Consider the following 13857-nt stretch of genomic DNA (forward strand, 5'->3'; position numbering starts at 1 on the left):
CAGGCCGCCTGACCAACGGCCGCCCACCCTCCGAAAGGGCAACCACGCGCATGGAGCAGTACGAGCCCGACCGCCTGTCCCCGGCCCAAGTGGCCGCCGTGCGGCGCAGCTTCAGGAACGGCAGGGCCGCGCTCACCCGGCGGTCCCTGCTGCGCGCCTCCGCGGGCGGTGCGCTCGCGGCCGGCGGACTCGGGACGCTGAGCGCCTGCGGCATCCCCGCGGCCGGCAAGACGCGGGGCGGGGTCTCCGCGGACGACCTCTCGGCGAAGGAGAAGACCGTCACCTTCTCCAACTGGACCGAGTACATGGACGTCGACGACAGCGGCAAGCACCACCCGACGCTGGAGCAGTTCACCCGACGCACCGGCGTCAAGGTCAAGTACACCGAGGACATCAACGACAACAACGAGTTCTTCGGCAAGATCAAGCCGCAGCTCGCCGCTGGCCAGGACACCGGCCGCGACCTGATCGTCCTCACCGACTGGCTGGCCGGCCGCCTGATCCGCCTGGGCTGGGTGCAGAAGCTCGACCCGGCCAACCTGCCGCACGCCTACGCCAATCTGTCGGCCCAGTTCCGCAGCCCCGACTGGGACCCGGGCCGCGCCTACTCGTACGTCTGGCAGGGCATATCCACCGTCATCGCCTACAACAAGAAGGCGCTCGACGGCGTCGAGGTGAAGTCGATATCCGACCTGCTCGACAACCCCAGGCTCAAGGGGCGGGTCGGTTTCCTGTCGGAGATGCGCGACAGCATCGGGATGACCCTGCTCGACATGGGCAAGGACCCGGCGAAGTTCACCGCCGACGACTACGACGCGGCCGTCGCCCGCCTCCAGAAGGCCGTCGACAAGGGCCAGATCCGCCGCTTCACCGGCAACGACTACACCTCCGACCTGACCAGCGGCGACTTCGCGGCCTGCGTCGCCTGGGCCGGGGACGTCGTCCAGCTCAAGGCGGACAGCCCCGACATCGACTTCCTCATCCCGGACAGCGGCTACATGACGTCGACCGACAACCTGCTGATCCCCAACAAGGCCCGGCACAAGACGAACGCCGAGCGGCTCATCGACTTCTACTACGAGCCGAAGCCGGCCGCCGAACTCGCCGCGTACATCAACTACGTGTGCCCCGTCGACGGCGTGAAGGCCGAGCTGGAGAAGATCGACGAGGACGCGGCGAACAACCCGCTGATCATCCCCGACAAGGCCATGGCCGCCAAGTCGCACGCCTTCCGCTCGCTGAGCTCGAAGGAAGAGACCGAGTTCGAAGCGAAGTTCGCGAAGCTGACGGGGGCGTGACCACCATGACGAACCAGACGGACCCCACCGGCGACGTCCGCCTCACGGGCATATCCAAGACCTACGGCGCCTTCACCGCCGTCCACCCGCTCGACCTGACCGTGCCGCAGGGCTCCTTCTTCGCCCTGCTCGGCGCCTCCGGCTGCGGCAAGACCACCACCCTGCGCATGATCGCCGGCCTGGAGGAACCTTCCTCCGGCACCGTCTTCCTGGGCGACCAGGACGTGACCGCCCTCCCGCCGTACAAGCGGCCGGTGAACACGGTCTTCCAGTCGTACGCGCTCTTCCCGCACCTCGACATCTTCGAGAACGTCGCCTTCGGCCTGCGCCGGCGCGGATGGAAGTCGGTGAAGAAGCAGGTCGAGGAGATGCTCGACCTGGTCCAGCTCGGCGAGCAGGCCCGCAAGAAGCCGCACCAGCTGTCGGGTGGCCAGCAGCAGCGCGTCGCCGTGGCCCGCGCGCTGATCAACCACCCCAAGGTGCTCCTGCTCGACGAGCCGCTCGGCGCCCTCGACCTGAAGCTGCGCCGCCAGATGCAGCTGGAGCTCAAGCGCATCCAGACCGAGGTCGGCATCACCTTCATCCACGTCACGCACGACCAGGAGGAGGCCATGACCATGGCCGACACGGTCGCCGTGATGAACGCGGGCCGCGTCGAGCAGCTCGGCACACCGGCCGACCTCTACGAGAACCCGCGCACCACGTTCGTCGCGAACTTCCTCGGCACCTCCAACTTCATCGAGGCCGAGGTCGACTCCAAGAGCGGCGACGACATCGTGCTGAAGGCGGGCGGCGGCAAGCTCCTCCTGCCCGAGGCGCGGTGCGGGGCGCCCACGACGACCGGCGGCAAGGTGCTGGTCGGCGTCCGCCCGGAGAAGATCTCCCTCACCCATGCCGACGACGCCGGCGAGATACCGGAGGGCCGTAACCGCATCACGGGCCGGATCGCGGACTCCAGCTTCATCGGCGTCTCCACGCAGTACGTCGTCGACAGCCCGGTCTGCGCCGACTTCGAGGTCTACGCCCAGAACCTCGACCGCGACCCGCGCCTGGTGCCCGGCGCCGAGGTCGTCCTGCACTGGAACCCGGCCCACACCTTCGGCCTGGACGCCACGCAGGACGCGGATGCCGGAGTGGAAGAGGCGGCCTGATGTCGACACTCACCGAGGCGCCACCGCCGCTCGCACCGGAAGCACCCGGGCCGAAGCCCCCGAAGCGCCGGGGCCGCTGGACGCCGTATTGGCTGCTGCTCCCGGGCATCCTCTGGCTGCTGGTCTTCTTCGCGCTGCCGATGGTCTACCAGGCCTCCACGTCCGTGCAGACGGGCTCCCTGGAGGAGGGCTACAAGGTCACCTGGCACTTCGCCACGTACTGGGACGCGCTGTCCGCGTACTGGCCGCAGTTCGTCCGCTCGGTGCTCTACGCGGGCACGGCGACCATCCTCTGCCTGCTGCTGGGCTACCCGCTCGCCTATCTGATCGCCTTCCGGGCGGGCCGCTGGCGGAACCTGATCATGATCCTGGTGATCGCGCCGTTCTTCACCAGCTTCCTGATCCGCACCCTGGCCTGGAAGACGATCCTCGCGGACGGCGGCCCGCTCGTCGGCGCGCTCAACACGCTGCACGTCCTGGACGTGACCAGCTGGCTGGGCCTGACCGCCGGCGACCGCGTGCTGGCCACCCCGCTGGCGGTCATCTGCGGCCTGACCTACAACTTCCTGCCGTTCATGATCCTGCCGCTCTACACCTCGCTGGAGCGCATCGACGGCCGGCTTCACGAGGCCGCCGGCGACCTGTACGCACGGCCCTGGACGACCTTCCGCAAGGTCACCTTCCCGCTCTCCATGCCGGGTGTCGTCTCCGGCACGCTGCTGACCTTCATCCCGGCGGCCGGCGACTACGTCAACGCCGACCTGCTCGGCTCCACCGACACCCGCATGGTCGGAAACGTCATCCAGACGCAATTCCTCAGAGTGCTCGACTATCCGACCGCCGCGGCACTCTCCTTCATTCTCATGGCGGCCATTCTCCTCATGGTCACCCTCTACATCCGCAGGTCCGGGACGGAGGATCTGGTCTGATGCCCTTCGTCAACTGGCTCAAGAGAAACCTCGTCGTCATCGCGGGACTGCTGACGCTCGCCTATCTGCTGCTGCCGAACATCATCGTGACGGTGTTCTCCTTCAACAAACCGAAGGGGCGCTTCAACTATGAATGGCAGCAGTTCTCCCTGGACGCATGGAAGGACCCGTGCGGCGTCTCCGACCTGTGCGGCTCGCTGTCGGTCAGCCTCCAGATCGCGTTCTGGGCGACCCTCGGCGCCACCCTCCTCGGCACGCTGATCGCCTTCGCCCTGGTCCGCTACCGGTTCCGCGCCCGCGGCGCCGTGAACTCGCTGATCTTCCTGCCGATGGCGATGCCCGAGGTCGTCATGGCCGCCTCGCTGCTCACCCTGTTCCTCAACATGGGCGCGCAGCTCGGCTTCTGGACGATCCTCATCGCGCACATCATGTTCTGCCTGAGTTTCGTGGTCACGGCCGTCAAAGCACGCGTGATGTCGATGGACCCAAAACTGGAGGAGGCGGCGCGGGACCTGTACGCCGGGCCGTTCCAGACCTTCGTCCGGGTCACCCTGCCGATAGCCGCCCCCGGAATAGCGGCCGGCGCGCTGCTCGCCTTCGCCCTCTCCTTCGACGACTTCATCATCACCAATTTCAACGCCGGCTCGACCCTCACCTTCCCCATGTTCGTCTGGGGCTCGGCGCAGCGCGGAACGCCCGTTCAGATCAATGTCATCGGCACGGCCATGTTCGTCGTCGCCGTACTGTTCGTGCTGGCCTCCATGGCTGTCGGTCATCGCCGCAACAGACAAAAGGCATAACCGTAGGGAGTTGAAATCATGGCCCCGAGCGCCATGAATCAGCGGTACAAATGGATTCGTTCGCTCTCCGACGCCCAGCCGGTCCCGTACTGGCTGGACGACCCCGGCCGGCCCCGTCCCGAACCCGCCCTCACCACCTCCGAGACCTGCGATCTGCTGGTCGTCGGCGGCGGCTACAGCGGACTGTGGACGGCGCTGGTCGCCAAGGAACGCGACCCGCGGCGGGACGTGGTGCTGGTGGAGGGCCGCGAGGTGGGCTGGGCCGCCTCGGGCCGCAACGGCGGATTCTGCGCCGCCTCCCTCACCCACGGCCTGCCCAACGGCCTCGCCCGCTGGCCGGACGAGATCCACACGCTCCAGGAGCTGGGCACCCGCAACCTCGACGAGATCGAGGCGGCGGTCGCCCGGCACTCCATCGACTGCGACTTCGAACGCACCGGCGAGATCGACGTCGCCACCGAGCCGTACCAGGCGTGGGAACTGCGCGACTGGTACGAGGAGACGTCCCGCCGGGGCCTCGCCGACGGTGTCGAGTACCTGGACACCGAAGCCGTACGGGAACAGGTGAACTCACCGACCTTCCAGGCGGGCCTGTGGGACCGCAGGGGCGTGGCGATGCTGCACCCGGCGAAACTGGCCTGGGGCCTGAAGCAGGCGTGCGTGAAGCTGGGAGTCCGCGTCTACGAGCACACCCCCGCGCTCACGCTGAAGCCGTACGGCCCCGGTATGGCCGTCCGCACCCCCTACGGCCGGGTCCGCGCCCGACAGGTCGCCCTCGGCACCAACATCTTCCCGAACCTGGTCAGACGCGTCCGCTCCTACACCGTCCCGGTCTACGACTACGCCCTCATGACCGAGCCGCTCACCGCCGACCGGCTGGCGTCGATCGGCTGGAAGAACCGCCAGGGCCTCGGCGACAGCGCCAACCAGTTCCACTACTTCCGCCTGTCCGCCGACAACCGGATCCTCTGGGGCGGCTACGACGCGGTCTACCCCTACGGCGGGCGCGTCCGCGCCGAGTACGACGACCGCCCCGAGACCTACGCCAAGCTCGCCGGGCACTTCTTCACCTGCTTCCCGCAGCTGGAGGGCGTCCGCTTCACCCACGCCTGGGGCGGCGCGATCGACACCTGCTCCCGCTTCTCGGCGTTCTTCGGCACCGCCCACCAGGGCAAGGTGGCCTACGCGGCCGGGTACACCGGCCTCGGCGTCGGCGCCACCCGGTTCGGCGCCGAGGTGATGCTGGACCTGCTGGCGGGGGAGCGCACCGAGCGGACCGAGCTGGAGATGGTCCGCAAGAAGCCGCTGCCGTTCCCGCCCGAGCCGTTCGCCTGGACGGGCATCGCGCTCACCAAGTGGTCCCTGGCCAGGGCGGACGCGCACGGCGGCCGACGCAACCTGTGGCTGCGGACCATGGACCGGCTGGGGCTCGGCTTCGACAGCTGAACCGGCGGGGTGTGAGCCGGTTCACTCCAACGAGGAGCCGGAACCCGCGTAATGACAGCGAGGAGACCCTCTTCTCCCTCGTGACGCCCTCGGGACGCGCCGCGCGTCCGCGAGGTTCACGAGATTCACGAGAGAGAAGGGGTCTTCCCGATGACCGGTCCGAAGACGGCGGTCGAGTGGCTCGCATCCGTCGCACCCGACCCCGAGGCCTGCCGCTGGGAATGGGAGCGCAACCCGCTCGGGGTCGCGCTGCTGCCGGCCGGCAGCGCCTGGGACGTGCTCATCCTGCCCGGTGAACTCGGCTACGCCACGCTCGACGTGCTCAGCCGCGTCCTTGACCGGCCGGGCCCCGTGCTCGTCGACTTCGGCGACGCGCGCATGGGGTTCTTCGTGCCGCCGGGCACCGTGGCCCGCTGGCTCGGCACGGGCATCCGCACGGCGGGCGCCGGCACCTGGATCGTCGTGCCGTACCCGGGCCGCTCCTCACCCGGCGGCGTCCGCTGGCTGGTGCCCCCGGACGGCTCGGGCCTGCTGACGGACCCGGCGCTGCTGGAACTGGCGATGCACGAGGCGGCGGCGGGGCTGGCCACGGAGCCCGACGATTAGGCCCTACCGGGGTTGCTGGGGCGGTCGCGTCCGCCGGAGGAACAGCCACAGCGACGACAGCAGCACCGCGCACAGACACCAACTGGCCACCACGTCCAGCGGCCAGTGGTAGCCACGGCGGACCAGGCCGTAGCCGACGCCGAGGACCAGGACGGCGCAGACGGCGACCAGGGCGCGGCGGGCGAGGGGCGTGCGCAGCAGCGGGAGCAGGAGCAGGGTCGCGCAGCCGTAGGCGACGGCGGCCGTGGCGGTGTGGCCGGAGGGGTAGTAGCCGGTGCCGGGCGGGACGGCCGGGGTGCCCGGGCGGTCCGTGAGTTCCTTGAGCGGGACGACCAGCGCCGGCACCAGGGCCATGAGGAGAGCAGCGGCGGCGACCGGCAGCCACCAGCGGTCCGTACGGCGGGTCCGTACGGCGACGTACCCGAGGGCGACGGCCAGGACCGGGACCGCGACCTGGACGTTGCCCAGGTCGGCGAGGAGTTCGGAAGCGCGGTCCGGGTCGACGAGGCCGCGGCTGACGCGCTCGTCCAGCCCGACGAGCGGGCCGTCGGCGACGACCTGCCAGGTGATCAGGGCGAAGAGCAGGACGGGAAGGCCGAGCAGGAGGGCCAGGGTGCCGGGGCGTGTTCTCCCGCCCCGCGCGGGGGACGTGGTGCGCTCCTGGTTCGCGGGGATCGGCATGGGGCACAGCTTGGCACGAGCACAGACGCCCACTCGCGGCCCCCTGCGGAGGAACACGTGAACCACCCGGCGAACGACGACAGCCTCTTCGACCACTGCCCGTGGCTCTTCGCCGAGCAGGCGTCGGACGGGCAGCGGGCGGCACAGCAGCAGCGCCAGAAGCGGCTGCTGGCGACGCCGGGTTCGGTGCGGCTCGGTGCGGACTGCTTCGTCGCGGAGACGGCCGCCGTGCACCCGGACGTCCTGCACCTGGGCGACCGCTCCTACATCGCGGCCCACGCCTACGTCACCGGCGTCATACGCACCGGCGCCGACTGCACGATCAACCCCTTCACGGTGGTGCGCGGCACCGTCACCCTGGGGAACGGGGTGCGTATCGGCGCCCACACCTCGCTCCTCGGCTTCAACCACGGCTTCGCACCCGACCTGCCGGTCCATCAACAGCCGGTCACCAGCCGCGGGATCACGGTGGGCGACGACGTGTGGATCGGCTCCCACGTGGTCGTCGTCGACGGCGTCACCATCGGGGACCACTGCGTCATCGGGGCGGGCGCGGTGGTGACGAAGGACCTGCCGGCCTGGACGGTGGCAGCGGGGAATCCGGCACGGCACATCCGGGACCGCCGGGAGCCGGGCGCCCCGGGCCGGGGCGACGCGGAGGGGCTTGAGCGGGAGCGTCGTGAGCCGGAGGGGACGGGGGGCGGCGTGGCGTCGGAGGGCGGTGGGGCCTCGGGGCCTGGTGACGGGGCCGCACCGGCCGGTGGGCCCCCGCCTGGTGACCGGGCTGCACCGACCGGTGGACCCCAGCGCCCCGCCCCCGCGCTCGGCCAGGGCCATGGCGGCCCGTGCGACCACCCGGACCAGCCACCGGCCGCCCCGCTCCGCCACGCCCCGCGCGCACCGGCACCGTCCCAGACCGGCGCCCCGGCACCGTCCCCCGCTGGCGCCCCGACCCTCGCCGGCGCCCCGGCCCTCGCCGCGCAGCTCGCCGCGTTCGCCGAGACCGCCCGGGCGCAGGCACCCGACCTGCTCGACCGCTGCCGGTGCCCCGACACCGGCCGCTACGTCGACCGGTCCGGCGCCCGGCCGACCGTGCGGGCCCACTGCGACGCCGTCGAGATCGCCGACCTCCTGCTCGGGGACGTACCGCCCGGCCTGCCCGCCGCCGCACACGTGGCACGACTGCGCGGCCTCCAGGACCCGGCCACCGGTCTCGTCCCGGAGTACGGCGCGGCCCCGCCGCTCCCCGGCCCCGCCGGGCTCCCGGACGACGACGGTGCCGCGGCCTATCACGTGCTGTGCGTGGGCTACGCGCTGGACCTGCTCGGGAGTTCCTTCGCCCACCCGGTCCACACGGTGCGGACCACGACAGCCGACCGGCTGGTCCGGCACCTGGCCGCACTGCCCTGGCGCGACCGCGCCTGGCACGCCGGGGCCTGGGTCGACTCCTGGGCCACCGCCGCGCACTGGAACCTGCGCCTCGGCGTCGAAGCGGCCGCGCCCGGGGCGCTGGAGGCGCTGTTCGGCTGGCTGCACACCCACGCCGACCCCTGGACCGGCATGTGGGGCTCACCCACCCCCGAGGGCGGACGCCTTCAGATGGTCAACGGCTACTACCGGCTCACCCGGGGTTCCTTCGCCCAGTTCGCCCTGCCCGTGCCGTACGCGGAGCGCGTGATCGACACGGTCCTGGACCACGCGCGCGACCCCCGCCACTTCGCCCCGGGCCGCGAGAACGCCTGCAACGTCCTGGACGTGATCCACCCCCTGTGGCTCTGCGCCCGGCAGACCACCCACCGTTTCGAAGAGACCCGAGCCTGGGCGGCGACCCAGCTCACCGCCGCCCTGGGCCGCTGGCACCCGGGCCGGGGCTTCGCCTTCGGCCCCACCCCCGACGGCACCGGCCCGGGCCGCGAACCCGGCCTCCAGGGCACGGAGATGTGGCTCGCCATCATCTGGCTGCTCGCGGACGTACTGGGCCTCGCCGACGTCCTGGGCTACCGCCCCCGCGGCATCCACCGCCCGGAACCGGCACCACCCGCCGGAAAACCGTCCTGACGCCGACTCACGGAATGGCCTCGATCCGCTCCAGATTCTCCTCGCCCCATTCCCCGAGCGGCGCCAACGCGGCATTGAGGGAATGACCGAATTCATCCGGCCCTCCACACGAACAAAACGGCGTTCCTGGCGGCGGGACACCCGACAATCGTCTGGAACCGCACCCCGGGCCGGGCCGCGCCGCTGGTGGAGAAGGAGCCGTGCACGCCGGGTCGGTCGCGGACGCGGTCGCGGCGAGCGGGCTGGTCGTCATCTGCCTGACCACCTTCGAGGACACCCGCGCGGCACTGGAACCGGCCGCCGGGGCGTTACGGGGCCGGGCCCTCGTCACCCTGAACAGCGGCTCCCCGGCCGGCGCCCGCCTGCTCGCCGGCGGGTGCTGGGAGGCGACACCGTCCATCTCGGGGACGAGCCCGATCTCGCCGCGCTGTACGAGATGGCGGTGGGCGCGATGCTGCTGCCCGCGCTCGTCGGGTTCTTCCAGGGCGCCGCCGCCCTCCAGGCGCGCGGACTGCCGGCCGACTCGATGGTGCGGTTCGCCGGCAAGTGGCTGGACATGATCAAAGGGCTGCTGCCGGTCTACGCCGCGGAGATCGACAGCGGTGACTACAACGACGCCGCGAGTTCGGTGAACCTCTTCCTCGCGGGCGCGGCCCATGACGACGACCGGGGAGCACAGCATCTCGGCACTGACCGAGCTGCTCAGGAAGGGGGCGTAGAGGGAGGTCGGCCGCCCCGGAACAGGGGGGGTGGTTCCGGGGCGGCCGTCCGGACCGGAACGTCGCCGCCCCGGGGGGTTTGGGGCGGGCGACTGTCCGATCGGTGAGGAGATCCAGAGCCTCAGGCTCCGGTTGTGTGCGCGAGGGCACGACCAGGTCGAAGCTGGGGAGGCCCCGGCCTGATGTCACCCACAGTCCCCTGTGGGCGGGGTGTATCTCTCATCTGGGTAGAACCTACGACAGGGGCTCGGCGGAGGACAGGCCGCAGGGCCCGCTGTCATCCACCTCGCACACCTTCTTCACACGCTCTGCCGCTCGCCGCCCCGGTAGCGGAACGGGACCGGCTCAGATGTGGGAGAACGCCTGCTCGATGATGTCGAGGCCCTCGTTCAGCAGGTCCTCGCCGATCACCAGCGGCGGCAGGAAGCGGAGCACGTTGCCGTAGGTGCCACAGGTCAGGACCAGCAGCCCCTCGGCGTGACAGGCCTTGGCAAGTGCGGCGGTCGCCTCCGGATTCGGCTCCTTGGTGGCGCGGTCCTTGACCAGCTCGATGGCGATCATCGCGCCGCGTCCGCGGACATCGCCGATGATGTCGAACTTCTCCTGCATGGCGGACAGGCGCGCCTTCATCACGGCCTCGATGGTCTTCGCCCGGGCGTTGAGGTCGAGCTCCTTCATCGTCTCGATCGAGCCGAGCGCACCGGCGCAGGCGACCGGGTTGCCGCCGTAGGTGCCGCCCAGGCCGCCGGCGTGCGCGGCGTCCATGATCTCGGCGCGACCGGTGACGGCGGCGAGCGGCAGCCCGCCGGCGATGCCCTTCGCCGTCGTGATCAGGTCCGGGACGATCCCCTCGTCCTCACACGCGAACCACTGGCCCGTGCGGCAGAAGCCCGACTGGATCTCGTCGGCGACGAACACGATGCCGTGGTCGGAGGCGAACTTCCGGATCGCCGGCAGGAAGCCCTTGGCCGGCTCGATGAAGCCGCCCTCGCCGAGCACCGGCTCGATGATGATCGCGGCCACGTTCTCGGCGCCGACCTGCTTGCTGATCTGGTCGATGGCCTGCGCGGCGGCCTCGGGGCCGGCGTTCTCCGGACCGGTCGGCCAGCGGTAGCCGTAGGCGACCGGCACCCGGTACACCTCGGGCGCGAACGGCCCGAAGCCATGCTTGTACGGCATGTTCTTCGAGGTCAGCGCCATCGTCAGGTTGGTCCGGCCGTGGTAGCCGTGGTCGAAGACGACGACCGCCTGGCGCTTGGTGTACGCACGGGCGATCTTGACGGCGTTCTCGACGGCCTCGGCGCCCGAGTTGAACAGGGCGCTCTTCTTGGCGTGGTCACCCGGGGTCAGCTCGGCGAGCGCCTCGGCGACCTCGACGTACCCCTCGTAGGGCGTGACCATGAAGCAGGTGTGGGTGAAGTCGGCGAGCTGCGCGGTCGCCCGCCGTACGACGGCCTCGGCGGAGGCGCCGACGGACGTCACGGCGATGCCCGACCCGAAGTCGATGAGCCGGTTCCCGTCGACGTCCTCGATGATCCCGCCGCCCGCGCGTGCCGTGAACACGGGCAGCACGGAGCCCACACCCTGCGCGACCGCGGCGGTGCGGCGGGCCTGAAGCTCCTGCGACTTCGGTCCGGGGATGGCGGTGACGACGCGACGCTCCTGCGGAAGTGCGGTCATGCGAGGCTCCTGGGGTGGTGCGGATGGGGAGACACGGACACGTGGCTTCTTTTCTCGCAGGCTAGGGCGGGGTGAGGGGGGTGGGCATGCTCCATGTGGGCGTTGTCGGCGGGGCGCGTTGTCCGGGGTGGACATGGCACTCTCCGGGACCGGTGCCCACGACCCGGCCGTGTAAGCGGTGAACTCCCCAGGGGAGGGCGTTAGATTGGCTCGCTGATGGTGGACGGAGCGGCTGGTCAGGGGGCAAGGGCGATGGACAGCGACGGGACGCAGGAGGCCCGGGGTACGCACGCGCATCCCGTGCCGCGTCCGGCGGGGCCGCCGGAGGTGCCCGCGATGCCTCCCCGGCCGCCCCAGGCACCGGCGACGCCGCCGCCGGACGGGTCGGCCTTCCTCGCCTGGCTGCGCGCGCCACGCCCCGACGCGGCGCCGGGCGTGTGGCGGTTCGGGCACCGGCCGCGGCCCGCGGAGGAGCCCGAGCAGGTCCCCACCCGGCAGCTGCTGAGCGGGGCGCTGATCGCCTTCCTCGTAGGCTGGCTGATCTGGTCGCTGCTCCAGAACGGGTACCTCGGCAACTGGTGGTGGGTGCCGTTCGACCTGATCGTTCCCGACGCCTGGCGCGGCGCCGACAGCGATCTCGGCGAGACCGGCACGTTCCTGGTGTACCGGGGGTACGAGCTGCTCGTCGCCCTGGCGATCATGGTCGGCGTTGCGCGGCTCGGCCGCTGGGGCGAGGTGTGGCGCCGCTTCGTCGTCCCCCGCTTCCGCCGGCCCGAGCCGCAGACGGCGCATCCGGCGCCCCAGGAGGACCCGGCCCAGTGGAACGAACTCCGTGCGGCCGGGGCCGTCGACGCCGCCGAGCGGCTCGCCGCCGAGGCCCGCGCCGGGCTCATGCGGGACGTCGACCACGCCCGGATCCTGCGCGCCTGGCAGGGCGTGCGCACCGGACGGCACAGCCTGGCCACCTTCAGCGGTGCCGTGCTCAAGGACGGCGCCGCCGCCTGCCTCCACCCCTCCGGGGAGCGCGATCTGCCCGCCCGGCTCGCCCGGCACGACCTGGTCACCGGACAGGTGCGGCTCGGGACCACCGTGGACGACGCCCGCAACCCCTACGCCTACCGCGGGGCGGGGCTGGCCCTCGGCCCCGACCTGCTCGGCACCTCGCTCGTGGCCGTCGGCCCCGCCGGCTCCGGTAAGACCGGTACCGTCGTCCGGCCGCTCGCCGAGTCGCTGTGTCTGCACGCTCTCGCCGGGCGGGCCGCCGTGGTCGTGGTCGGGGCGGCCGGGGCGGGGCTCGGTCCGGCCGACGCGTACGACGTCGTCGTACGGATCGGGAACCAGGAGTCCGAGTACGACCTCGACCTGTACGGGGGGACCGCCGACCCGGACGAGGCCGCGGCCGTGCTCGCCGAGGCGCTGGTCGGGGATCTCGCCGACCCGCATCCGGGCAGTGACAGCCGGCGGTCCACCACCGTCCTCGCGCAGCTGCTCGGGCCGTTCCGGGCCGTGCACGGGCGTTTCCCCTCCGTACCGGAGCTGCGCCAGCTGCTGGACGGTGCGCCGGGGCCGTTCGCCACGCTGCGGCAGGGGCTGCAGGACGCCGGGCAGGACTCGCTGCTGCGGGAACTCGACGCCCGGGAGCGGCAGATGGGGCAGCCCGGCGATGTCGGCGGGGTGCTCGCCGACCGCGTGGCGCTGCTCGACCGGCCCGCGTTCGCCGGGTTCTTCGACACCTCCGGGCAGTCGCGGCCGTTCACGCTCAAGGCCCTCGACCACCCCGTCCGGGTGCGCATCGACCTGCCCGAGCGCGGGCACGCCGACGCCTCCCGGATGCTGGCGCGGCTGGTGCTCGCCCAGTTCACGGCGAGTGTCGCCGTACGGGAGGACCGGTCGCTGTTCGCCTGCCTGGTGCTCGACGACGCGACCGGTGTGGTGACGCCCGAGTCCGTGCGCGGCATCCAGCGGCTGCGGTCCGGCAACGCCGGCGTCGTGCTGACCCTGCGCACCCTGGACGACGTCGCCCGGCCCCTGCGCGGGCCGCTGCTCGGGGCCACCGGGTGCCGGATGGCGCTGTCGGGGGTCACGCCCTGGGACGGGCAGGATTTCGCCGAGGTGTGGGGCAAGGAGTGGACCGAGGCCCGGGACGTCACCGACCGGCAGATCATCGCCGAGACCCCGGCGGGCAAGGCGCTGCACGCGGTGCGGCGGGTGATCACCGGCAAGGCCCCGACCGCGCGGGCGGTGACCGTACGGCAGGTCGAGCGGGAGCGCTGGTCCGCCTCCGAGCTGGCGCACGGCGTACCGGCGGGGCACGCGGTGCTGTCGCTGACCGATGTGAAGGGCGAGCACGCGCCGCCGCTGCTGGTGGATCTCCGGGGCTGACGGCTTCCCGCCGGTGCGGGTACGCGGGGACCGTACGGTGAGGCAGAATCGTCACAGGTCGTTCATACGCGGCGGCCAAAAGACCACAAAGATCACACAGCCCTGAC

Annotated in this window: 10 protein-coding genes and 2 pseudogenes; 9 read left to right on the plus strand and 3 right to left on the minus strand. The window is 71.7% G+C overall.

Annotated elements, in window-relative coordinates; genetic code table 11:
* Positions 1-50 precede the first annotated feature (50 nt).
* The 6 genes from IE255_RS29815 to IE255_RS29840 all read left to right on the plus strand — a co-directional run bounded on the left by IE255_RS29815 (position 51) and on the right by IE255_RS29840 (position 6230).
* A complete protein-coding gene (locus tag IE255_RS29815; protein ID WP_190053485.1) occupies positions 51-1298 on the plus strand; it encodes a polyamine ABC transporter substrate-binding protein in 1248 nt (415 codons plus the stop codon).
* Entirely contained in the window at positions 1295-2449 is a 1155-nt protein-coding gene (locus IE255_RS29820) for an ABC transporter ATP-binding protein (protein ID WP_190053486.1), read from the plus strand. The genes IE255_RS29815 and IE255_RS29820 overlap by 4 nt, the downstream gene beginning before the upstream one ends.
* Complete coding sequence (locus IE255_RS29825) at positions 2449-3378, plus strand: ABC transporter permease (RefSeq protein ID WP_190053487.1); 930 nt, start codon at positions 2449-2451, stop codon at positions 3376-3378. The genes IE255_RS29820 and IE255_RS29825 overlap by 1 nt, the downstream gene beginning before the upstream one ends.
* On the plus strand, positions 3378-4178 hold the full coding sequence (locus IE255_RS29830) for an ABC transporter permease (RefSeq protein WP_190053488.1): 801 nt from the start codon (positions 3378-3380) through the stop codon (positions 4176-4178). Before IE255_RS29825 ends, IE255_RS29830 begins: the two co-directional genes overlap by 1 nt.
* An 18-nt stretch (positions 4179-4196) precedes the next feature.
* Entirely contained in the window at positions 4197-5624 is a 1428-nt protein-coding gene (locus IE255_RS29835; protein ID WP_190053489.1) for an NAD(P)/FAD-dependent oxidoreductase, read from the plus strand.
* A gap of 150 nt (positions 5625-5774) precedes the next feature.
* On the plus strand, positions 5775-6230 hold the full coding sequence (locus IE255_RS29840) for a hypothetical protein (protein ID WP_190053490.1): 456 nt from the start codon (positions 5775-5777) through the stop codon (positions 6228-6230).
* Between the two features lie 3 nt (positions 6231-6233).
* Here IE255_RS29840 and IE255_RS29845 read toward each other — a convergent pair whose 3' ends face one another.
* The gene (locus IE255_RS29845) at positions 6234-6911 is read right to left on the minus strand and encodes a phosphatase PAP2 family protein (protein WP_190053491.1); all 678 of its coding nucleotides are present in this window, start codon (positions 6909-6911) and stop codon (positions 6234-6236) included.
* 57 nt (positions 6912-6968) lie between these two features.
* Here IE255_RS29845 and IE255_RS29850 point away from each other — a divergent pair, with 57 nt between their 5' ends.
* Together IE255_RS29850 and IE255_RS29855 are read left to right on the plus strand one after the other, a co-directional pair.
* A complete protein-coding gene (locus IE255_RS29850; RefSeq protein WP_190053492.1) occupies positions 6969-8969 on the plus strand; it encodes an acyltransferase in 2001 nt (666 codons plus the stop codon).
* A gap of 90 nt (positions 8970-9059) precedes the next feature.
* Positions 9060-9648: pseudogene (locus IE255_RS29855) on the plus strand (imine reductase family protein); the annotation flags it as partial.
* Positions 9649-9687: 39 nt separating this feature from the next.
* Here the strand turns inward: IE255_RS29855 and IE255_RS39490 are convergent.
* A pseudogene (locus tag IE255_RS39490) lies at positions 9688-9911 on the minus strand (phosphatase PAP2 family protein); the annotation flags it as partial.
* A 122-nt stretch (positions 9912-10033) separates the two neighbouring features.
* Positions 10034-11368 (minus strand): 4-aminobutyrate--2-oxoglutarate transaminase, encoded by a 1335-nt coding sequence (gene gabT / locus IE255_RS29860; RefSeq protein WP_190053493.1) that lies wholly within the window; start codon positions 11366-11368, stop codon positions 10034-10036.
* 252 nt (positions 11369-11620) lie between these two features.
* On the opposite strand from gabT, the gene IE255_RS29865 reads away from it, so the two are divergent.
* Positions 11621-13750, plus strand: a complete 2130-nt coding sequence (locus IE255_RS29865) for an ATP-binding protein (protein ID WP_190053494.1) — start codon at positions 11621-11623, stop codon at positions 13748-13750.
* Positions 13751-13857 lie beyond the last annotated feature (107 nt).

The organism is Streptomyces lomondensis (genome assembly GCF_014651035.1).
GTDB lineage: Bacteria > Actinomycetota > Actinomycetes > Streptomycetales > Streptomycetaceae > Streptomyces > Streptomyces lomondensis.

What these genes read in the sequence shown, in the direction of transcription:
- gabT (WP_190053493.1), bottom strand. Translation starts at nt 11,368, where the DNA reads ATGACCGCACTTCCGCAGGAGCGTCGCGTCGTCACCGCCATCCCCGGA.
- IE255_RS29840 (WP_190053490.1), top strand. Translation starts at nt 5,775, where the DNA reads ATGACCGGTCCGAAGACGGCGGTCGAGTGGCTCGCATCCGTCGCACCC.
- IE255_RS29815 (WP_190053485.1), top strand. Translation starts at nt 51, where the DNA reads ATGGAGCAGTACGAGCCCGACCGCCTGTCCCCGGCCCAAGTGGCCGCC.
- IE255_RS29830 (WP_190053488.1), top strand. Translation starts at nt 3,378, where the DNA reads ATGCCCTTCGTCAACTGGCTCAAGAGAAACCTCGTCGTCATCGCGGGA.
- IE255_RS29825 (WP_190053487.1), top strand. Translation starts at nt 2,449, where the DNA reads ATGTCGACACTCACCGAGGCGCCACCGCCGCTCGCACCGGAAGCACCC.
- IE255_RS29865 (WP_190053494.1), top strand. Translation starts at nt 11,621, where the DNA reads ATGGACAGCGACGGGACGCAGGAGGCCCGGGGTACGCACGCGCATCCC.
- IE255_RS29835 (WP_190053489.1), top strand. Translation starts at nt 4,197, where the DNA reads ATGGCCCCGAGCGCCATGAATCAGCGGTACAAATGGATTCGTTCGCTC.
- IE255_RS29845 (WP_190053491.1), bottom strand. Translation starts at nt 6,911, where the DNA reads ATGCCGATCCCCGCGAACCAGGAGCGCACCACGTCCCCCGCGCGGGGC.